This is a genomic window from Pseudomonas canadensis, assembly GCF_000503215.1.
GTDB classification, from domain to species: Bacteria; Pseudomonadota; Gammaproteobacteria; order Pseudomonadales; family Pseudomonadaceae; genus Aquipseudomonas; species Aquipseudomonas canadensis.
This window is the reverse complement of sequence record NZ_AYTD01000001.1, coordinates 315747-337550: the sequence shown is the minus strand read 5'-3', so window position 1 is coordinate 337550 and position 21804 is coordinate 315747. Positions and strand designations below refer to the sequence as shown.

General features: G+C 61.7%; 17 protein-coding genes and 1 pseudogene. 9 read left to right on the top strand and 9 right to left on the bottom strand.

Translation table 11 applies throughout. The annotated features are described in order from the left end of the window. Positions 1-21 precede the first annotated feature (21 nt). From U367_RS0101490 to U367_RS0101455, 8 genes are read left to right on the top strand one after another with little or no spacing between them, the layout of a single operon-like run. Entirely contained in the window at positions 22-1269 is a 1248-nt protein-coding gene (locus tag U367_RS0101490; protein ID WP_028615437.1) for an NAD(P)/FAD-dependent oxidoreductase, read from the top strand. Then, positions 1266-2000 carry a class I SAM-dependent methyltransferase gene (locus U367_RS0101485; RefSeq protein WP_028615436.1) on the top strand — a complete coding sequence of 245 codons (735 nt, stop codon included), beginning with the start codon at positions 1266-1268 and terminating at the stop codon, positions 1998-2000. The genes U367_RS0101490 and U367_RS0101485 overlap by 4 nt, the downstream gene beginning before the upstream one ends. Continuing rightward, positions 1997-2479 (top strand): hypothetical protein, encoded by a 483-nt coding sequence (locus U367_RS0101480; RefSeq protein WP_028615435.1) that lies wholly within the window; start codon positions 1997-1999, stop codon positions 2477-2479. The genes U367_RS0101485 and U367_RS0101480 overlap by 4 nt, the downstream gene beginning before the upstream one ends. Then, positions 2476-3642, top strand: a complete 1167-nt coding sequence (locus U367_RS0101475; protein ID WP_028615434.1) for a beta-ketoacyl-[acyl-carrier-protein] synthase family protein — start codon at positions 2476-2478, stop codon at positions 3640-3642. Before U367_RS0101480 ends, U367_RS0101475 begins: the two co-directional genes overlap by 4 nt. Further along, a complete protein-coding gene (locus U367_RS0101470; RefSeq protein ID WP_028615433.1) occupies positions 3639-4100 on the top strand; it encodes an ApeP family dehydratase in 462 nt (153 codons plus the stop codon). Before U367_RS0101475 ends, U367_RS0101470 begins: the two co-directional genes overlap by 4 nt. Beyond that, entirely contained in the window at positions 4097-4825 is a 729-nt protein-coding gene (locus U367_RS0101465) for a 3-ketoacyl-ACP reductase FabG2 (protein WP_028615432.1), read from the top strand. The genes U367_RS0101470 and U367_RS0101465 overlap by 4 nt, the downstream gene beginning before the upstream one ends. Then, positions 4825-6051 (top strand): beta-ketoacyl-ACP synthase, encoded by a 1227-nt coding sequence (locus U367_RS0101460; protein ID WP_028615431.1) that lies wholly within the window; start codon positions 4825-4827, stop codon positions 6049-6051. The genes U367_RS0101465 and U367_RS0101460 overlap by 1 nt, the downstream gene beginning before the upstream one ends. Positions 6052-6077: 26 nt before the next feature. Continuing rightward, on the top strand, positions 6078-6521 hold the full coding sequence (locus U367_RS0101455; protein WP_028615430.1) for a hypothetical protein: 444 nt from the start codon (positions 6078-6080) through the stop codon (positions 6519-6521). Between the two features lie 207 nt (positions 6522-6728). Here the strand turns inward: U367_RS0101455 and U367_RS0101450 are convergent, their stop codons facing one another. Both U367_RS0101450 and U367_RS0101445 read right to left on the bottom strand, forming a co-directional pair. After that, complete coding sequence (locus tag U367_RS0101450) at positions 6729-7115, bottom strand: type II toxin-antitoxin system PemK/MazF family toxin (RefSeq protein ID WP_028615429.1); 387 nt, start codon at positions 7113-7115, stop codon at positions 6729-6731. Positions 7116-7202: 87 nt separating this feature from the next. Then, positions 7203-8096, bottom strand: coding sequence for a LysR family transcriptional regulator (locus tag U367_RS0101445; protein ID WP_028615428.1), 894 nt, complete (start codon positions 8094-8096; stop codon positions 7203-7205). Positions 8097-8268: 172 nt separating this feature from the next. Here U367_RS0101445 and U367_RS0101440 point away from each other — a divergent pair, with 172 nt between their 5' ends. Beyond that, the gene (locus tag U367_RS0101440; protein ID WP_268964151.1) at positions 8269-9495 is read left to right on the top strand and encodes an MFS transporter; all 1227 of its coding nucleotides are present in this window, start codon (positions 8269-8271) and stop codon (positions 9493-9495) included. Positions 9496-9614: 119 nt separating this feature from the next. Here the strand turns inward: U367_RS0101440 and hemE are convergent, their stop codons facing one another. The 7 genes and pseudogenes from hemE to U367_RS0101400 form a co-directional block, all read right to left on the bottom strand. Continuing rightward, a complete protein-coding gene (hemE, locus tag U367_RS0101435; protein ID WP_028615426.1) occupies positions 9615-10682 on the bottom strand; it encodes a uroporphyrinogen decarboxylase in 1068 nt (355 codons plus the stop codon). A 197-nt stretch (positions 10683-10879) separates the two neighbouring features. Next, complete coding sequence (locus tag U367_RS0101430) at positions 10880-12298, bottom strand: FAD-dependent oxidoreductase (RefSeq protein WP_010213750.1); 1419 nt, start codon at positions 12296-12298, stop codon at positions 10880-10882. A gap of 32 nt (positions 12299-12330) precedes the next feature. Continuing rightward, positions 12331-16776: a glutamate synthase large subunit gene (gltB, locus tag U367_RS0101425; protein WP_028615425.1), complete on the bottom strand. Its 4446-nt coding sequence runs from the start codon at positions 16774-16776 to the stop codon at positions 12331-12333. Between the two features lie 352 nt (positions 16777-17128). Further along, positions 17129-18706 (bottom strand): SPOR domain-containing protein, encoded by a 1578-nt coding sequence (locus tag U367_RS0101415; protein WP_028615424.1) that lies wholly within the window; start codon positions 18704-18706, stop codon positions 17129-17131. Positions 18707-18716: 10 nt separating this feature from the next. After that, entirely contained in the window at positions 18717-19817 is a 1101-nt protein-coding gene (gene aroB / locus U367_RS0101410) for a 3-dehydroquinate synthase (protein ID WP_028615423.1), read from the bottom strand. Between the two features lie 125 nt (positions 19818-19942). Next, a complete protein-coding gene (gene aroK, locus U367_RS0101405) occupies positions 19943-20461 on the bottom strand; it encodes a shikimate kinase AroK (RefSeq protein ID WP_028615422.1) in 519 nt (172 codons plus the stop codon). A 4-nt stretch (positions 20462-20465) separates the two neighbouring features. Continuing rightward, positions 20466-21722: pseudogene (locus tag U367_RS0101400) on the bottom strand (type IV pilus secretin PilQ); the annotation flags it as partial. Between the last annotated feature and the right edge of the window lie 82 nt (positions 21723-21804).

The following is a 21804-nucleotide window of genomic DNA, read 5'->3' as shown; positions in this document are numbered from 1 at the left end:
CCAATGTGGCAAGGAGCCCTCGTGCCCACAGTTGAAATGGAACGTCGCCAGGTGGTGGTGATCGGTGCCGGTCCGTCCGGGGCCATCGCCGCCGCGCTGTTAAAGCGCAAAGGGCATGATGTATTGATCATCGAGCGCCAGCATTTCCCACGGTTCTCGATCGGCGAAAGCCTGCTGTCGCACTGCATCGATTTCATCGAAGAAGCCGGCATGCTCGACGCCGTACAGGCCGCAGGGTTCCAGGTGAAAACCGGCGCCGCGTTCGCCTGGGGCGAGCGCTACAGCGCATTTGATTTCAGTGACACCTTCAGCAACGGCAAGCCGACCACCTTCCAGGTGCAGCGCGGCGAGTTCGACAAGTTGCTGGCCGATCAGGCCGCCAAGCAAGGTGTGGAGATCCGCTACGGCGAAACTATCGTCGGCGTGGATTTCAGCGGCGAGAGCCGCTACCTGCATGTGCGCCGTGAGAACGGCAGCGAGTACCACCTCAAGGCCAAGTTCGTACTCGACGCCAGCGGCTATGGCCGCGTGCTGCCGCGTCTGCTGGACTTGGACCTGCCGTCCGACTTCCCCGTACGCCAAGCCGTGTTCACCCACGTCGAAGACCGCATCGAACATCCCGGCTTTGATCGCACCAAGATTCTGGTGACCACCCATCCGACCCAGCGTGACATCTGGTTCTGGACCATTCCGTTCAGCAACGGGCGTTGTTCGGTGGGCGTAGTCGCGGCCAAGGAGCATTTCGACGGTCGCGATGGCGACCTCGACGCCTGCCTGCGCGGCTTTATCGCCGAAACCCCGAGCCTTGCCGGCGTGCTGCAAAACGCCGTGTGGGACACCCCGGCGCGCACCCTCGGTGGCTACGCAGCCAACGTCAAAACCCTGCACGGACCGGGCTTCGCGCTGCTGGGCAATGCGGCGGAATTCCTCGACCCGGTGTTTTCTTCCGGGGTGACCATCGCGATGCGCTCGGCAAGCATGGCGGCCGCTGTGTTGCACCGTCAGCTCAAGGGCGAAACCGTGGACTGGGAGAACGAGTTTGCCGTGCCCTTGAAACGCGGCGTGGACACCTTCCGCTGTTACGTCGAAGGCTGGTACGCCGGGACGTTCCAGGATGTGATCTACCACCCGGACAGCTCGCCGGAGATTCGCCGGATGATCAGCTCGATCCTCGCCGGCTACGCGTGGGATGAGCGCAACCCGTTTGTCAGCGAGCCCAAGCGGCGGTTGCGGATGTTGTCGGAGATTTGTGCGAGTGAGCCGGTATGAGCAGTCAGTACTTAAGTAAGAACTACGTCGAAGAAACCAGGTTCGGCTTTTGGTTCCTGCGCAGCCACACCTGGCAGCACCATGTGCTGCGCGTGGCGATCAACGACCTGCGCAGCCTGTTTACCGACCCGCTGCCCGAGGCCCCGGTACTGCTGGACGCCGGTTGCGGCCAAGGCAAATCGTTCCAATACTTGCAGCAGGTGTTCGCTCCCGAGCGCCTGATCGGCCTGGATGCCGACCCGCACAGCCTGGAACTGAGCCGCGAAGAAGCTCAGCGCCAAGGCTTGGCCATCGAGCTGATCGGCAGCGACTGCGCCACCTTGCAAGTGCCGGACGAAAGCGTCGATATCCTGTTCTGCCACCAGACCTTTCACCACCTGGTCGAGCAGCACCGCGCGCTCAAGGAGTTCTACCGTGTGCTCAAGCCGGGCGGTTATCTGCTGTTTGCAGAATCCACCGAAGCCTATATCGACACCTGGGTGATTCGCTGGCTGTTCCGCCACCCGATGCATGTGCAGAAAAGCGCCGATGAGTACCTGGATATGCTCCGCGAGCAGGGCTTTGAATTCGGTCCGCAGAACATCTCGTACCCGTACTTGTGGTGGAGCCGCTCCAGCGATTTCGGCCTGCTGGAACGCTGGGGCCTGCGCAAGGCGCCGCCGGTGGGGCAGCGCGAGGAAACCCTGGTCAACTGCGTGGCACGCAAACCCTTAACGAGCGCAGCCCCATGATGCGCATGCTGTTGATCGGCTGCCTGTTGCTGCTGAGCGCCTGCGCCAGCCAGCCGCCGCTGCCGGAGAAAACCCCAACCCTGGCCTTGCCGCTGCAATTGCATGTGCAGCGCCTGGCCGACGGCCAGAGCCAGGACTGGCTGTTGGTGATCCAGCGCGAAAGCGGCGGCATTCGCTGGTCGATGATGGACCCGCTGGGCATTCCCCAGGCCCGACAAAAACTGATCGATGGCGAGTGGCAGGCCGACGGCTTGCTGCCGCCCAATCCCCAGGCGCGCGAGCTGTTTGCCGCGTTGCTATTTGCCCTGACGTCGGCCGATGACGTGCGCGCGCTCTACCCCAGCGCCCAGGCCATGGACCTGACGCGCACCCTGCCGGGGCATTGGCAGATCGTGTATCAATCGTCCGAGGTCTTCAGCGTGAACATGGCCGGCCAGCCCTTGAGTTACCGCATCACACCGCTTGGAGCCGCTCGATGAGCGCTTACCTCAACGCCCTGGGCGTGATCTGCGCCCTTGGCCGCGGCCAGGACGAGGTCAGCCGCAGCCTGTTTGCCGGGGACTGCTCCGGCATGCGCCCTGAAAGCGGCTGGGTGCCGGAGCGCGTATTGCCGGTGGGCGCCGTGAAAGGCGACTTGGCAATCATCCCGCCCGAGCTGGGCCAGCAAAGCAGCCGCAATAACCAGTTGCTGCTGGAAGCGGCGTTGCAGATCGAAGGCGATATCCGACAGGCGATCCACACCTACGGCGCGTCACGGGTCGGCGTTGTGCTCGGCACCAGCACCTCGGGCATCGACGAAGCCAGTCGGGGCATCGCGCACTTTTTGCGCGAACACCAGTTCCCCGGCGACTACGACTACCAGCAGCAGGAACTCAGCGCGCCGGCGAATTTCCTCGCCGACTGGCTGCAACTGAGTGGCCCGGCCTATGTGATCTCCACCGCCTGCACCTCCAGCGCCCGTGCCTTGATGAGTGCCCAGCGCCTGCTGGACCTGGGCGTGTGCGATGCAGTGATCTGCGGCGGCGTCGACAGCCTGTGCAAGCTGACACTCAACGGTTTCAGCTCATTGGAAGCGGTGTCGAACGAGCGCTGCAATCCGTTCTCGGTGAACCGCAACGGCATCAACATCGGCGAAGCGGCCGTGCTGTTTGTGATGAGCAAGGAACCCGCGCCCATCGCCCTGCTGGGCAGCGGCGCCAGTTGCGATGCGCACCATATCTCCGCGCCCGAGCCCACCGGCAAAGGCGCGTTGCAGTCAATGCGCAAGGCCTTGGCCAGCGCCCGATTGCAGCCCGAGCAGATCGGTTACCTGAACTTGCACGGCACCGCCACCCAACATAACGACGCCATGGAAAGCCTGGCCGTCGCCAGCCTGTTCCCGCACGGCGTGGCCTGCTCATCGACCAAACCCATGAGCGGTCACACCCTGGGCGCAGCCGGGGCGCTGGAAGCGGCGTTCTGTTGGTTGAGCCTGGCTCACAACCGCGTCCCACCCCACGTGTGGGACGGCCAGGCCGACCCGGCCCTGCCCGCCTTGCAGTGGGCGCAGGCTGCAGAAACCCTAGGAAAGCGCTGCCTGATGAGCAATTCGTTTGCCTTCGGCGGCAACAACGTCAGCCTGATTATCGGAGAGGCCCCATGATCGATTGGCCACTCGCTGAACTGCTGCCCCATGCGGGCGACATGATCCTGATCGACCAGGTGTTGTCGTTCGATGAAGAGCAGATCCACACCCGCGTCACGGTCAAACCCGGCGGCCTGTTCAACCGCCCGGACGGCAGCCTGCCGGCCTGGGTCGGCATCGAGTTGATGGCGCAAAGCGTCGCCGCCTACGCCGGTTGCCGCGCGCGCCAGAAAGGTGAAGCGGTGGAACTGGGCTTCCTGCTCGGCACACGCAAGTTCGAGTGCAATGTGGAACACTTCCCGGTCGGCGCCGAGCTGGCGATCCACGGCCTGCGCTCTTTGGAAGACGACAATGGCATGGGTGTGTTCGAATGCCACCTGACCGGCGACGGGATCCAGGCCAGCGCCCGCTTGAATGTATTTCGACCGCCCCAGGCGGCCAACTATTTAGATGAATCGAAGGACGTAACGCCATGACTGAATCCGTACTGGTCACCGGCTCCAGCCGTGGCATCGGCCGCGCCATCGCACTGCGCCTGGCTCAGGCCGGGCATGACATCGTGCTGCATTGCCGCAGTGGCCGTAGCGACGCCGATGCAGTGCAGGCCGAGGTTGAAGCCCTGGGCCGCAAGGCGCGGGTGCTGCAATTCGATGTGGCGGATCGTGCTGCGTGCAAGGAAATCCTCGAAGCTGACGTTGAGCAACACGGCGCCTATTACGGCGTGGTGCTCAACGCCGGCCTGACCCGAGACGGCGCCTTCCCGGCCTTGTCGGACGACGACTGGGACGTGGTGATGCGCACCAACCTCGACGGTTTCTACAACGTGTTGCACCCGGTGATGATGCCGATGATTCGTCGTCGCGCGGCCGGCCGCATCGTGTGCATCACCTCGGTTTCCGGGCTGATCGGCAACCGTGGCCAGGTCAATTACAGCGCCTCGAAAGCCGGTTTGATCGGTGCAGCCAAGGCCCTGGCCATCGAGCTGGGCAAGCGCAAGATTACTGTCAATTGCGTCGCTCCGGGCTTGATCGACACCGCCATGCTGGATGAGAACGTGCCGGTGGAAGAACTGATGAAGATGATCCCGGCGCAGCGCATGGGCACGCCGGAAGAGGTGGCCGGCGCGGTGAATTTCCTGATGTCGGCCGAGGCTAGCTACATCACGCGCCAGGTCCTGGCCGTGAATGGAGGCCTGTGCTGATGAAACGCGTCGTCGTCACCGGCATGGCCGGCATGACCTCCCTGGGCAGCGATTGGGACACCATCGCCGCCAACTTCCGCGCCAACCGCAGCGGCATCCGGCGCATGGATGAGTGGGACCGCTTTACCGAACTGAACACGCGCCTAGCCGGGCCGATCGACGATTTTGTCGTGCCCGCACACTGGACGCGCAAACAACTGCGCAGCATGGGCCGGGTGTCGCGCCTTGCGGTGTGGGCGGCAGAGCAGGCGTTGCAGGACGCGGGCTTGCTCGGCGATGAGTCAATCAAGGACGGGCGCATGGGCGTGGCCTGTGGCTCGTCCACCGGCAGCACCGACGAGATCAAGGCGTTCGGCAACATGCTGCTGAACTCGGTGGCCGAGGGGCTGAATGCCAACTCCTACGTGCGCATGATGCCGCACACCACGGCGGCGAATATCAGCATCTTCTTTGGCCTGACCGGGCGGCTGATCCCCACGTCCAGCGCTTGCACCAGCGGCAGCCAGGGCATTGGCTATGCCTATGAAGCAATCAAGTTCGGCCGCCTGCCGTTGATGCTCGCCGGCGGCGCCGAGGAGCTTTGCCCCACTGAGGCCATGGTATTCGATGCGCTCTACGCCACCAGCCTCAAGAACGATGCGCCTCAGACCAGTCCACGTCCCTATGACAGTGGTCGTGACGGTCTGGTGATCGGTGAAGGCGGCGGCATGCTGGTGTTGGAGGAACTGGAGCACGCGTTGGCACGCGGTGCGCATATCCACGCCGAGCTGGTGGGCTTCGGCAGCAACGCCGACGGCCAGCACACTACCCGCCCAGAGCAGAAAACCATGCGCCGCGCGATGGAACTGGCCCTGGAAGATGCCGGGCTTGAGCCATCCGCAATCGGCTACGTGAACGGTCACGGCACCGCCACCGACCAGGGCGATATCGCCGAAACACTGGCGACCAGCAGCCTGTTCGGCAGCCGCATGCCCATCAGCTCACAAAAGAGCTTTCTCGGCCACACCTTGGGCGCGTGCGGCGCGCTGGAGTCGTGGTTCAGCATCGAGATGATGAACCGCGACCAATACGTGCACACCTTCAACCTGGATTCGGTCGACCCGCAATGCGGCGAGCTGGATTACCTGCAAGTTGAATTCCGGGAGATGCACCACGACTACGTGATGAACAACAACTTTGCCTTTGGCGGCGTCAACACCTCGCTGATCTTCCGCCGCTGGTCCTGACTTTCAAATCGATTGGAGAATACGGAATGTCTTCCTTGCTACGCGTCACCCTGATCACCCTGGCCCTGTTGGTCACCGCCGGTTGCACCAGCAAGCCGATCCTCAACACCCAGCACAACCTGCCAGCCGACGCCCAGGTCAGCGAAGAAAAAATGAAAACGGTGATCGTCAACGCCCTGCAAAAACGCGAGTGGACGGTACAACGCCTGAGCCCGCAGCTGGTACAGGCCGAGATCAACGTGCGTAACCAGTATTACGCAGCCATCGACATCCGCTACACCCGCAACAGCTACGCCATCACCTACCGCGACAGCCGCGCCCTGGGCTACAAGGACGGCAAGATCCATCGCAACTACAACCGTTGGGTGAACAATCTGGACAGCGACATCATGGCGGGGTTGCGCAGCAATGGCGTGAATGAGGCGGGGACGGCGGCGCAGTTGTTTGAGCAAACCGGCACCACCAAGTAAAACGAATTCAGGCTCTACAGAAACGACAAAGGGCGCCTTTCGGCGCCCTCTTCACAAACAGGTTGGCTTGTCATCGCCGCTTCCTGCCTGGCTCTGCGATTGCTGGTTGCCCAGGATCCTCAGAGTCTCACAAGCCCCTTTCGGGAACGTGGGCAGTATGCCTGAAAACAACTTTACGGCAACCTGTGGCAAAGTGCCGTTCATCCCTCAGCGCAACCCCAACGCGCTGCGCACCGCCGCCTTTATTGCTAGAAGCTGATCAGAAGTGAGCTCAGCGATTTTGTAAGTTCGTTTGCCATGACGATCTTTGCTTTTGATTCGGTCGAGCCTTCCCAAGCTGACGGTTGCCACAATGTCACATTTCGCCCAACAGATAGGGCTTGCTCCTTGAAGATGACTATCAAGCTGGCAGTGGTGATCCAGAACCGTCTGCGGCGCAGTAGTACTCAACGGCACAACCGTCACCAACAACTTATTGGTTCGGTGCTTGCGTATCACAATGACCGGGCGGATCTTTATGATTTCCGGGACCTCATAGCCTCGAAAGTCACAAATCAACACGCTGCCCTCCTTGGGCTGATAGAGAAGTGCCATCCATATCACTCGCTTGAGAAAAAGCGATTCTGCATAACTGTCCCGCGAATCGCTAAGCAGCTTGCGTTACCTGATATGTGAGCACGTCTACACCAAGGCCTTGCGCGTCAACAACTCCACAAACGCCTCTGCCATCGGCGTCTGCGCGCCCTTGCGTTGCACCAGCCACACCGCCGTCATCGCCTCCTGATCCAGCAGCGTGCGATACACCACGCCATCGATCCGAATGCGCTGGTAGGACGCCGGCAGTACCGACACGCCCAAGCCCGCCGCCACTAGGCCGATGATGGTCATCGCCTCCCCGGCCTCCTGGGCAAAGTGCGGGCTGAAGCCGGCATCACGCGCCAGGTTGAGCAACTGGGCATAGAGGCCGCTGCCGTAAGTGCGCGGGAAAAACACAAACGGCTCCTGTGCCAATTGCGCCAGGTGCAAACCACGCTCGCTGCCCGCCACCAACGGGTGACCAGCATTCAGCACCGCCACCAGCGGCTCACGCATCAACTCGACCACACTCAGCGAATCCGGCAATGGCAGCGGCCGCATCAGGCCCACTTGGATAGACTCATCCACCAGCGACTCAGCCACTTCGGTACTGCTCATCTCCTGCAGGTTCAGATGCACCGCCGGGAACGCCTGGCGAAACGCAAAGATCGCCTGGGGAATGCTGGAATTGAACGGCGCCGACGAGGTGAAGCCAATCTTCAGTTCGCCCAGCTCACCCAACTGCGCACGGCGCGCTACGTCCGCCGCCTTGTCGACCTGTGCCAACACCAATCGCGCCTCTTGCAGGAACAACCGCCCCGCTTCACTCAGTTCGACCCGACGATTGGTACGCTCAAACAACCGCGCCCCCACTTCCTGCTCCAGCGCCTGGATCTGCTGGCTCAGCGGCGGTTGCGAGATGCCCAGCACCTGCGCGGCCCGGCCGAAATGCAGTTCTTCGGCGACGGCGATGAAGTACCGCAAGTGACGCAATTCCATGGGAGCCTCATTAGGTCGTTAAAGCTATCAAACAGGTCGAACAATATATTGGAAAGAATCATTAGGGAGCTATATTCTTTTTTGCATTGCCTGTCCTGGCACGCTCTTCCTCCCCGAGGTCCCCGTGAAAGCTGCTGTTGCTCCACTCGCTCAAGACGTACCGCCCACCGCCCTGGATGAGGTGGTGGCCCAGCTCAATGACGCGTACATCGAAAAAGGCACGCCGATGTTCATGCGCACGGTGCTGGCGTTGTTTTCCGGCGGGTTCGCCACTTTTGCGCTGCTGTATTGCGTGCAGCCGATGATGCCGGCGCTGTCCCAAGAGTTTTCCATCAATGCGGCACAAAGCAGCCTGATCCTGTCGGTGGCCACGGCGATGCTGGCGTGCGGTTTGTTGATCACCGGACCGATTTCCGACCGCCTGGGGCGCAAGCCGGTGATGGTCTCCGCGTTGTTCTGCGCCGCGCTGGCGACCATCGCCAGCGGCCTTATGCCGACCTGGGAAGGCATCCTGCTGATGCGTGCACTGGTGGGTCTGTCGCTCAGCGGCCTGGCCGCCGTAGCCATGACCTACCTGAGCGAAGAGATCCACCCGCAGCACATCGGCCTGGCCATGGGCTTGTACATCGGCGGTAACGCGATTGGCGGCATGAGCGGGCGGCTGATCATCGGCGTGTTGATCGACTTCGTCAGTTGGCACACCGCCATGCTGATTATCGGCGCCCTGGCGCTGATCGCCGCCACGGTGTTCTGGAAAATCCTCCCAGAATCGCGCAACTTCCGCGCCACCAGCCTCAAGCCGCGCAGCCTGGTGGATGGCTTCGTCATGCACTTCAAGGACGCAGGCCTGCCCTGGTTGTTCCTCGAAGCGTTCCTGCTGATGGGGGCGTTCGTGACCATGTTCAACTACATCGGCTATCGCCTGCTGGCCGATCCCTACGACCTCAGCCAAGCGGTGGTCGGTCTGCTGTCGCTGGTGTACCTCTCGGGCATCTACAGCTCGGCGAAAATCGGCTCCTTGGCTGACCGCCTCGGCCGCCGTCGCGTGCTGTGGGGCACCATCGTGCTGATGCTGGCCGGCATGGCCCTGACCCTGTTCACCCCCCTGTGGCTGGTGGTGCCGGGCATGCTGATCTTCACCTTCGGCTTCTTCGGCGCCCACTCGGTGGCCAGCAGCTGGATCGGCCGCCGCGCGGTGAAGGCGAAGGGGCAAGCGTCATCGCTGTACCTGTTCTGCTACTACGTAGGGTCGAGTATTGCCGGGACGGCGGGTGGGTTCTTCTGGCACTTTGCCGGGTGGAATGGGATCGGGGCGTTTATTGTGGCGCTGTTGATTGGCGCGTTGCTGGTGGCGTTGAAGCTGGCGAAGTTGCCGCCGTTGGGGCAAGCGAAGGCCTGAGTTTCTCTGGCTTTTAATGTGGGAGGGGGCTTGCCCCCGATGAGGGTAGATCAGTCATAGTTGTACTGACTGGTACACCGCCATCGGGGGCAAGCCCCCTCCCACATTTGTTTTGCGTGTTATTCGTGATACTGCGCCGACAACTCATGCACCGCGCGCAGGAATGCACCAGCGTGCTCCGGGTTCACTTCCGGGGTGATGCCATGGCCGAGGTTGAACACATGCCCGGTGCCTTTGCCGTAGCTGGCGAGGATGCGGCCAACTTCGGTGCGGATGGCTTCCGGCTTGGCGTACAGCACGGTCGGGTCCATGTTGCCTTGCAGCGCGACGCGGTTGCCCACGCGCTGGCGAGCTTCGCCAATGTCGCAGGTCCAGTCCAGGCCCAGGGCGTCGGCACCGGCGTCGGCAATGCTTTCCAGCCACAGGCCGCCACCCTTGGTGAACATGATTACCGGCACTTTGCGGCCTTCGTGTTCACGGATCAGGCCGTTGACGATTTTGCGCATGTAGGCTAGGGAGAACTCCTGATACGCTGCCGCCGACAGGTTGCCGCCCCAGGTGTCGAAGATCTGCACGGCTTGCGCGCCGGCCATGATCTGGCCGTTGAGGTAGGACGTGACCGACTGCGCCAGCTTATCCAGCAGCAGGTGCATGGCCTGTGGGTTGTCATAGAGCATGGCCTTGGTCTTGCGGAAGTCTTTCGACGAGCCGCCTTCGACCATGTAGGTGGCCAGGGTCCAGGGGCTGCCGGAGAAGCCGATCAGCGGCACGCGGCCGTTAAGCTCGCGGCGGATGGTGCTGACGGCGTCCATCACGTAACCGAGGTCTTTGTGCGGATCGGGGATCGGCAAGGCTTCGATATCGGCCAGGGTGCTGACGACTTTCTTGAAACGTGGGCCTTCGCCGGTTTCGAAGTACAGGCCTTGGCCCATGGCGTCAGGGATGGTGAGGATGTCGGAGAAGAGGATGGCCGCGTCCAGTTGTGGGTAGCGGTCCAGCGGCTGCATCGTGACTTCGCAGGCGAACTCCGGGTTCATGCACAGGCTCATGAAGTCACCGGCGTTGGCGCGACTGGCGCGGTATTCCGGCAGGTAGCGACCGGCTTGGCGCATCATCCACACAGGGGTGACGTCCACGGGTTGCTTGAGCAGGGCACGAAGGAAACGGTCGTTCTTGAGGGCAGTCATGTCGGCATCCGCAAAAAAAGTGCGGGCATTTTCTCAGAGCCAGACGCAAAAGGCACGGAATGCGCCGTGCCTTTTGTCTATCGGGTCAATTTGTCGCGGAGAACGGAGTAACCCCGACCTGTAGGAGCCGGCTTGCCGGCGATGGCGTCCTCAAGATCGCCATCGCCGGCAAACCGGCTCCTACAGGGCTGCGGTGATCAGACTTGCAGGTAATCCAGGATGCCTTCGGCGGCATTGCGGCCTTCGAAGATCGCGGTTACCACCAGGTCGGAACCGCGCACCATGTCGCCACCGGCGAAGATTTTCGGGTTGCTGGTCTGATGCTTGTACTGGCCTTGTTCCGGGGCCACGACGCGGCCCTGGCTGTCGGTCTGGATCTGGAACTGTTCGAACCACGGCGCCGGGCTTGGACGGAAACCGAAGGCGATGACCACGGCGTCAGCCGGAATGATCTCTTCGGAACCCGGGATCGGCTCGGGGCTGCGACGACCACGGGCGTCCGGTTCGCCGAGACGGGTCTCGACCACCTTCACGCCTTCGACGCGGTCTTCACCGACAATCGCGATCGGCTGGCGGTTGTAGAGGAATTTCACACCTTCTTCCTTGGCGTTCTTCACCTCTTTGCGCGAGCCGGGCATGTTGGCTTCGTCACGACGATAGGCACAAGTCACCGATTTGGCGCCCTGGCGGATCGAGGTGCGGTTGCAGTCCATCGCGGTATCACCACCGCCCAGCACCACGACCTTCTTGCCTTTCATGTCGACGAAATCTTCCGGCGACTTTTCAAAGCCCAGGTTGCGATTCACGTTGGCGATCAGGAAATCCAACGCGTCGTAAACGCCCGGCAGATCCTCACCGGCAAAGCCGCCCTTCATGTAGGTGTAGGTGCCCATGCCCATGAACACCGCATCGTATTCTTCGAGCAGTTGCTCCATGGTCACGTCTTTGCCGATCTCGGTGTTCAGGCGGAACTCGATGCCCATGCCGGTGAACACTTCACGACGGTTGCTCAGGACGGTTTTTTCCAGCTTGAACTCGGGGATACCGAAAGTCAGCAGGCCGCCGATTTCCGGGTTCTTGTCGAACACCACCGGGGTCACGCCGCCGCGCACCAATACGTCGGCGCAGCCCAGGCCGGCAGGGCCGGCGCCGATGATGGCGACGCGCTTGCCAGTCGGCTTGACCTTGGACATGTCGGGACGCCAGCCCATGGCGAACGCGGTGTCAGTGATGTACTTCTCCACCGAACCGATGGTCACCGCGCCAAAGCCGTCGTTAAGGGTGCAGGCACCCTCGCACAGACGGTCTTGCGGGCACACCCGGCCGCACACTTCCGGCAGGGTGTTGGTCTGGTGCGACAGTTCGGCAGCGGCGAGGATGTTGCCCTCGGCCACCAGCTTCAGCCAGTTGGGAATGAAGTTGTGCACCGGGCACTTCCATTCGCAATACGGGTTACCGCACCCCAGGCAACGGTGGGCCTGGTCGGCCGAGTGCTGGGGTTTGAAGGGTTCGTAGATTTCCACGAACTCTTTCTTGCGTTGACGCAACAGTTTCTTCTTCGGATCTTTGCGCCCGACATCGATGAACTGGAAGTCGTTATTCAGACGTTCAGCCATGTTAAAACCTCATCAAACTCTTCAGGCGCATATCACTGCGGGTTGGCACGGATGCTGGAAAGCAACGATTTCAGGTTGGCAGCCTTGGGCTTGACCAGCCAGAAACGACGCAGGTAATCATCGAGGTTTTCGGCGAGGTTACGACCCCATTCGCTGCCGGTCTCCTCGACGTACTCGTCCAGCACGTGCTGCAAGTGGTTCCGGTAGGACTCCATGGCTTCGCCGCTGATCCGCTGGATCTCGACCAACTCGTGGTTGACCTTGTCGACGAAGGTGTTGTCCTGGTCGAGCACGTAGGCGAAACCGCCGGTCATGCCCGAACCGAAGTTGTAACCGGTCTTGCCCAGTACCGCGACAAAGCCCCCGGTCATGTACTCACAGCAGTGATCGCCAGTGCCTTCCACCACGGTGTGGGCACCGGAGTTGCGCACGGCGAAACGCTCACCGGCAGTACCGGCGGCGAACAGCTTGCCACCGGTGGCGCCGTACAAGCAGGTGTTGCCGATGATGGCACTGTCCTGGGTCTTGTAGACGCTACCTTTAGGCGGAACGATCACCAGCTTGCCGCCGGTCATGCCCTTGCCCACGTAGTCGTTGGCGTCGCCTTCCAGGTACATGTGCAGGCCACCGGCGTTCCACACGCCAAAGCTCTGGCCCGCAGTGCCTTTGAAGCGGAAAGTGATCGGCGCTTTCGCCATGCCCTGGTTGCCGTGCTTGCGCGCGATTTCGCCGGAGATGCGGGCGCCGATGGAGCGGTCGCAGTTGCAGATATCCAGGGCGAACTCGCCACCGCTGGCATCGTTGATCGACGAACCGGCGATTTCCACCATCTTCTCGGCCAGCAGGCCTTTGTCGAAGGGCGGGTTGCGCTCGACGCCGCAGAACTGCGGTTTGTCGGCCGGAATGTGATCGCTGCCCAACAGCGGCGTCAGGTCCAGGTGATGTTGCTTGGCGGTCTGGCCTTCAAGGATTTCCAACAGGTCGGTGCGACCGATCAGCTCTTCAAGAGAACGCACGCCCAGCTTGGCCAGCCATTCACGGGTTTCTTCGGCGACATAGGTGAAAAAGTTCACCACCATGTCGACGGTGCCGATGTAGTGATCTTTGCGCAGCTTCTCGTTCTGAGTGGCGACGCCGGTGGCGCAGTTGTTCAGGTGGCAGATGCGCAGGTATTTGCAGCCCAGGGCGATCATTGGCGCGGTGCCGAAGCCGAAACTTTCGGCGCCGAGGATCGCGGCCTTGATCACATCGAGGCCGGTTTTCAGGCCGCCGTCGGTCTGCACCCGTACTTTGCCGCGCAGGTCGTTGCCACGCAGGGTCTGGTGGGTCTCGGCCAGGCCGAGCTCCCACGGTGCGCCCGCGTACTTGATGGAGGTCAGCGGCGAAGCGCCGGTGCCACCGTCGTAGCCGGAGATGGTGATCAGGTCGGCATAGGCCTTGGCCACACCGGCGGCGATGGTGCCCACGCCGGCTTCTGCTACCAGTTTCACCGAGACCAGCGCCTGCGGGTTGACTTGTTTCAGGTCGAAAATCAGCTGCGACAAATCTTCAATCGAATAAATGTCGTGGTGCGGCGGTGGCGAAATAAGCGTCACGCCCGGCACTGCGTAACGCAGCTTGGCGATCAAACCATTGACCTTACCGCCTGGCAGTTGGCCGCCCTCTCCGGGCTTGGCGCCCTGGGCCACCTTGATCTGCAGCACTTCGGCGTTGACCAGGTATTCCGGCGTCACACCGAAACGCCCCGTCGCGACCTGCTTGATTTTCGAGCTCTTGATGGTGCCGTAGCGCGCCGGGTCTTCACCGCCTTCGCCGGAGTTGGAACGCGCACCCAGGCGGTTCATGGCTTCGGCCAGGGCTTCGTGAGCCTCGGGCGACAAGGCGCCCAGGGAGATACCGGCGGAGTCGAAGCGCTTGAGGATCGACTCCAGCGGCTCGACTTCGCTGATGTCCATCGGCGTGTCAAGGGTCTTCACCTTGAACAGGTCGCGGATCATCGACACCGGGCGGTTGTCCACCAGCGAGGTGTATTCCTTGAACTTGGCGTAGTCGCCCTGCTGCACGGCGGCTTGCAGGGTGTTGACTACGTCCGGGTTGTACGCGTGGTATTCGCCACCGTGCACGAACTTGAGCAGGCCGCCTTGCTGGATTGGCTTGCGCGCACTCCAGGCTTCGGCTGCCAGCGCTTTCTGCTCGGCTTCGATGTCGACGAAACGCGCGCCCTTGATACGGCTTGGCACGCCACGGAAGCTCAGGTCGCACACCTCTTCGGACAGGCCGATGGCTTCGAACAACTGTGCACCACGGTACGAGGTGACGGTGGAAATACCCATCTTCGACAGGATCTTCAACAGCCCCTTGGTGATGCCTTTACGGTAGTTCTTGAACACCTCGTAGAGGTCGCCCAGCACTTCACCGGTGCGGATCAGGTCGCCCAGCACTTCGTACGCGAGGAACGGGTACACCGCCGAGGCGCCGAAACCGATCAGCACCGCAAAGTGATGCGGGTCGCGGGCGGTGGCGGTTTCCACGAGGATGTTGGAATCGCAGCGCAGGCCTTTCTCGGTCAGGCGGTGATGCACCGCGCCGGTGGCCAGCGAAGCGTGGATCGGCAGCTTGCCAGGCGCGATGTGACGGTCGGTCAATACGATCTGGGTACGACCGGCGCGCACGGCCTCTTCGGCCTGGTCCGCGACGTTGCGCACAGCAGCTTCAAGGCCGAGGCTCTCGTCGTAGTTCAGGTCGATGATCTGGCGGTCGAAGCCTGGGCGGTCCAGGGTCATCAACGAACGCCACTTGGCCGGGGAAATAACCGGCGAGCTGAGGATCACGCGGGAGGCGTGCTCAGGCGATTCCTGGAAGATGTTGCGCTCGGCCCCGAGGCACACTTCCAGGGACATCACGATGGCTTCGCGCAGCGGGTCGATCGGTGGGTTGGTCACCTGGGCGAACTGCTGGCGGAAGTAGTCGTACGGCGTGCGCACGCGCTGGGACAGTACGGCCATCGGCGTGTCATCGCCCATGGAACCGACCGCCTCGTAGCCTTGCTCGCCGAGCGGACGCAGCACTTGGTCGCGCTCTTCGAACGTGACCTGATACATCTTCATGTATTGCTTGAGCTGGTCGACGTCGTAGAACGCCGAACCGTGGTCGTTGTCTTCCATGGTCGCCTGGATGCGCAGGGCGTTCTTGCGCAGCCATTGCTTGTACGGGTGACGCGACTTCAAGCGGTTGTCGATGGCGTCGGTGTCGAGGATCTGACCGGTTTCGGTGTCGACGGCGAGGATCTGGCCAGGGCCAACGCGGCCTTTGGCAATCACGTCTTCGGGCTTGTAGTTCCACACGCCGATTTCCGACGCGAGGGTGATGAAGCCATTGGTGGTGGTGACCCAACGCGCCGGGCGCAGACCGTTACGGTCGAGCAGGCACACCGCGTAGCGACCGTCAGTCATGACCACGCCGGCCGGGCCGTCCCACGGTTCCATGTGCATCGAGTTGTACTCGTAGAACGCACGCAGATCCGGGTCCATGGTTTCGACGTTCTGCCACGCTGGCGGAATGATCATACGCACGCCACGGAACAGGTCGATGCCGCCGGTGACCATCAGTTCGAGCATGTTGTCCATGCTGGAAGAGTCGGAACCCACACGGTTGACCAGCGGGCCGAGCTCTTCCAGGTCCATCAAGTCGTTGGCGAACTTGGTGCGACGGGCCACGGCCCAGTTGCGGTTGCCAGTGATGGTGTTGATCTCGCCGTTGTGGGCGAGGAAGCGGAATGGCTGGGCCAGCGGCCATTTCGGCAGGGTGTTGGTGGAGAAGCGCTGGTGGAACACGCAGATTGCGGTTTGCAGGCGCTCATCGCTCAGGTCTGGATAGAAGGCGGTGAGGTCCGCCGGCATCATCAGGCCTTTATAAATGATGGTCTTGTGGGAAAAGCTGCAGATGTAGTGGTCGGTGTCGGCGGCATTGGAAACCGACGAACGACGACGCGAGGTGAACAGCTTGATGGCCATGTCCTGGTCGCTAAGGCCCTCGCCTGCGATGAACACTTGCTCGATCTGCGGCAGGCGCTCGTTGGCCAGGCGGCCAAGTACGCTGGTGTCGATCGGCACTTTGCGCCAGCCGACAAGTTGCAGGCCGGCGGCCAGGATCTCGCGGTTCATGTTCTCGCGAGCGGCTTCGGCTTTGACCGGATCCTGGTTGAAAAACACCATGCCCACGGCGTACTGCTTGGGCAGATCGACCGCAAATTGCTCTTTTGCGACAGCGCGCAGGAACTGGTCGGGCTTTTGAATCAGCAAGCCGCAACCGTCACCGGTCTTGCCGTCGGCGTTGATCCCACCGCGGTGGGTCATGCAGGTCAGGGCCTCGATGGCCGTTTGCAAAAGGGTATGACTGGGTTCGCCCTGCATATGGGCTATCAGGCCGAAACCGCAGTTATCCTTGAATTCATCGGGTTGGTACAGACCTGCTTTCATAGACACTTTCTCACCAGGCTGCCTCTTATATCGAGGCAAATTTCTTTTCAATTCAACCGGTTACCTTCCACGCCGAACGTACGCCGGCTTAGCGGGGGCAAAAGGGAGGTCATTGTACACACCGACACAGACGCTCACAAATTTAGCGACGAAATGTCGCAAATCTATGTCGCATTTATGAAAGGTTTAAAGCGATATGCTGTGCTAGTCAAAACTTTTTTAATTCTGACCGCTACGACTCAAAAGCTACTGTGACGCAGACACCACAAAGCGCGCGGCCTGTAAGGGCAGCACGCACTTGCGGATTTTTTTGAGGTGCCGGGAGGGCGGCCTGGGTAAGGCCGCCGAATCTTCAGCGAGTTGTTGCGAGTTCTTGTTGAACGCTGGCAACAGTGCGAGGCCAAGGTTTACCAGCCTGGACCTTCGCTGGCAAGGTTTTGATCGCAGAATCGGCGGCTGCACGGCTGGAGAAGTTGCCGTAGGTGATCACGTAGAGAGGCTTGCCGTTGAGCACTTTCTTGAAATAACGGTACTCGCCGCCCTGCTCTTTCACGAACGCCTGGGCGTTGGCTTCGGAGCTGGTGCCGAGAATCTGCACCACGAAGTTGCCGGTTGGCTGGCTGGCGTACCAGCTGCTGCCAGCGGCGCCGGCTTTGGCAACGGTGGCGGCCGGCTTTTCAGCAGGCTTGGCAGCCGGAGCCGGGGCTGGCTTGGCGACTGGCGCAGGCGCGACCGGCTTGGTCACAGGCGCAGGCGCAGGTTTGGCGGTGGCAACGGTCGGCGCCGGGGTCGGGGTCGGCTTGGCAACCGCAGCCGGCTGACCGGCTGGCACGCCCGCAGGCGGCGCAGTGGTGGTCACGGTTGGTGGAGTGGCGCTGGAGCCTTCCACCGGCACGCCGTCGTCGCCTTCGGAGATGCCACCGGCTTCTTCGGCAAGCGGACCACGCATCACCGGTTGGCCGACCATCGGCAGATTGGTCGGTTGGCCGGAGTTGGCGAATTCGACGTTTGGCGTGGGTTTGCCCAGTGGCAACTGCGCCTGTTCGGTTGGCGCGCCGGCAGTCGTCGGTGCCTTGCTGCGGCCTGGGATCAACCAGGCGGCGGCGACAGCGACCACGACAACGGCGGAAATAGCCAATACGTGTTTCTTAGGCATAGTGAACCCCATCTTTGGACGCTTGACCGCAGTGCGGCTGGCAATCATGGCTTCGATCATCGCATCGCGGGCAACCTGGTTGATGGTGCCAGGCCAGCCGTCGGAGCTTTCGTGAATATCAGAGATCTGCTGAGCGGAGAAAAGTTCGATACCGGCCCCTGCGCCCTCAAGGCGTTGAGCCAGGTATTCGCGGGTTTCTTCCTCTTCGTACGGCTGCAGCTCGATGACGTGGAACAGCTCCTGGTCACCGCTGATCTGCTCGAGCTCGGCGATCAGCGACGACTCACCAAACAGGAACACGTGCGGGCGACCTTCCGGCGTGCCGGCTGCCAGCGCCAGCAGCGCTTCCAGGGCGGATTCGTCGAGCTGCTCGGCGTCATCCACCAGCAGGTAGACTTCCTGGCCGGTCAGGCCCAGTTGCACCACTTGCTTGAGGATCGCATTCGGCTCGGCAGTGGCCACGTCCAGCGCCTGGGCAACCTGGCGCAGCACGCCTGCGGCATCACCGGCACCACGGGCCGATACCACTACACTCTGTACCGACTGTTTGTTGGTGCTGGCCACCAGGGCCTGGCGCAGCAAGGTCTTGCCGCTGCCCAGCGGGCCGGTCACGACCAGCAGCAGTTGGCTGTAGCGCGCGAGGTGGTGCAGTTGGCCAAGCACAGGCTTGCGCTGGGCCGGGAAAAATTTGAAGCCAGGCACCCGTGGAGCAAAAGGGTCGTGGCTTAACTGGTAATGGCCGAGGAACGCCTCGTCGGCATGCAAACTAGTCATCGGGATCTTATTAACCTTTAAGCTGGGCCAGGGCGCGGTAATCCGCTCCCAGCGTGGCCTGTAAAATCTCTTTCGGATAATCGTCGGTCACCACCGCTTCGCCCATATGACGCAGCAGCACCAGTCGCAGTCGACCGTCGATCACTTTCTTGTCTATTGCCATATGTTCGAGGAAATCCGCCTCAGTCATCTCCTCCGGCGGAATGACCGGCAAACCGGCGCGCTGGAACAAGCGGATGCCACGATCACGCTCCTGGGCGCTGATCCAGCCCAGGCGCTGCGACATCTCCAGTGCCATCACAGTGCCAGCAGCTACGGCCTCCCCATGCAACCACACACCATAGCCCATGTGAGTTTCGATCGCATGGCCGAAGGTGTGGCCCAGGTTCAGGGTAGCGCGTACACCAGACTCCCGTTCGTCGGCATTCACCACCAGCGCCTTGGCGGCGCAGGAGCGCGAAATCGCTTCGGTGAGTGCCGCCTGGTCGAGGTTGCGCAGGGCATCCACGTGTTCTTCCAGCCAGGTCAGGAACGGCTCGTCGCAGATCAACCCGTACTTGATGACTTCCGCCAGGCCCGCCGACAGCTCGCGCGGCGGCAAGGTGTTGAGGGTCGCAGTGTCGATCAGCACGGCTTGAGGCTGGTAGAACGCGCCCACCATGTTCTTGCCCAGCGGGTGGTTGATGCCGGTCTTGCCGCCCACCGACGAATCGACCTGGGACAGCAAGGTGGTCGGCACTTGGATAAAGTCCACGCCACGCTGGTAGCAGGCCGCTGCAAAGCCGGCCATGTCGCCGATCACACCGCCGCCCAAGGCGATCACGGTGGTGCGGCGGTCATGACGTGCGGTCAGCAGGCCATCAAAGATCAGTTGCAGGGTTTCCCAGTTTTTGTGGGCTTCGCCGTCGGGCAGGATCACGGAGATCACCGAATAAGCCGACAGGCTGCGGCTCAGACGCTCAAGATACAGCGGCGCGACCGTTTCGTTGGAGATGATCGCCACTTGCCGCCCGGCAATATGCGGTGCGAGCAACTCGGGCTGGTCCAACAGACCTTCGCCAATATGGATCGGGTAGCTGCGCTCGCCTAGATCGACCTTAAGTGTCTGCATGTGTCCCCGCGTTAGAGATGGAGTGACGACCGATGACATCACGTTCTGACGTCACCTGATGGCTCTACGCCACACCCCACAGGGTGATAGCGCGCCGCCGAGAATAGCGCATTTCGAGCCTGGCTTTAACGGGGTGGCAGCCGATGCAGGCGCTCAAGAATGTCGAGAACCACCATCCGCGGTGGCCGCTCATCGGTTTCTACCACCAGATCGGCGATTTCCCGATACAGCGGATCGCGCAGCGTGAGCAGGTCCCGCAGGGTTTTCTCCGGGTTGGCTGTGCGTAACAACGGGCGATTGCGATCGCGGGCGGTGCGGCCCACCTGCTGCTCGACCGAGGCATGCAGATAGACCACCCGACCACCGGCATGCAACGCGCGGCGGTTTTCATCACGCATCACTGCGCCGCCGCCGGTCGCCAATACCACGCCATCGCAGCCGCACAGCTCGGCGATCATCGCCTGCTCGCGGTCACGAAAGCCCAGTTCGCCTTCCTTATCGAAGATCCATGGGATATTGGCACCCGTGCGCAATTCAATTTCCTTGTCGGAATCTTTGAACGGCAGGCGCAGCTCTTTGGCCAGCAAACGGCCGATGGTGCTTTTTCCAGCCCCCATCGGTCCTACAAGAATCAAATTTCGCACAGAATCAACGACTCACAGCAATCGCCTGGTTATTCATAATACGCGGAGTCAGGAATACCAGCAGCTCGGATTTTTTCTCCGCCAGCACATCGCGCCGGAAAAGGCGGCCAAGATACGGCACATCGCCTAAAAATGGCACTTTATCTACCACTTTGCTTTGGGTATTGGAGAAAACCCCGCCGATGACGATGGTCTCACCATCCTTGACCAACACCTTGGCGTTGACCTCGTTCTTCTTGATCGGCGGCACGTCGTTGAGTTTGTTCAGGTAGTCGGGCTCATCCTTGGTGACCTTGACCTCCATGATCACGCGGTCATCCGGGGTGATTTGCGGGGTGACTTCCAGCGACAGCGAGGCCTCCTTGAATGAAACCGACGTGGCGCCACTGGAGCTGGATTCCTGATAGGGAATCTCGGTGCCTTTGAGGATACGCGCGGTTTCCTTGTCGGACGTGACCACCTTGGGTTGCGAGACGATTTCGCCGTTGCCGGTTTTCTCCATGGCAGTGAGCTCCAGGTCCAGCAGCAGGTTGTCGGTGATAAAGGCGATGCCCAGGCCCGAGGTGCCGGTGAGTGATCCAAGGTCCACAAAGGGTGAACTGGGTGGGTTTTCCTGCGGTTCCGCGCCTTCAGGCCGAGGTTTCGGAATGCCCCCCGCGCCCCAGTTGCCCCGATTGAGCCGCCCACCCCAACGCGCGCCCAGGCTTTTGTCGTAATCGACATTGGCCTCGACAATTCGCGCCTCGATCATCACCTGGCGTACCGGAATATCCAGCTGCGCCACGATCCGGCGCAGCTCCTCCAGCCGCTCAACGGTCTGGTAGGCAATGATGTTGTTGGTGCGATCATCCACCGCCACCGAACCCCGCTCTTCGGTCACACCCTCAAGGCCGGTGACCGACTGGAACAACTTGGCCAGGTCCGCCGCCTTGGCGTAATTGACTTGCAGCAGTTCCCGGCGCAACGGTGCCAATTCGGCCATCTGCTTGCGCGATTCCAGCGTGAGCAGTTCACGCGCAGCCAGCTCCTCAGCCGGCGCCACCAGCAACACACCGGCCTTCACCCGCTTGTCCAGGCCCTTGGCTTGCAGCACCAGGTCCAGCGCCTGGTCCCAGGGCACCTCCTTGAGGCGCAGGGTGATCGAGCCTTGCACATCGTCACTGGCAACCAGATTGAGGCCCGCCACATCAGCAATTTGTTGCAACGCCGTGCGCAACTCGATGCTCTGGAAGTTGAGGGTCAGCTTGTCGCCTGTGTAGGCGCTCAGTGTGGCGACGCCGGGAGGCGGCAAGTGGATCAGATCCACACGATTGGGCACAGCAGCAGCCATCGGTGCCGTGAAC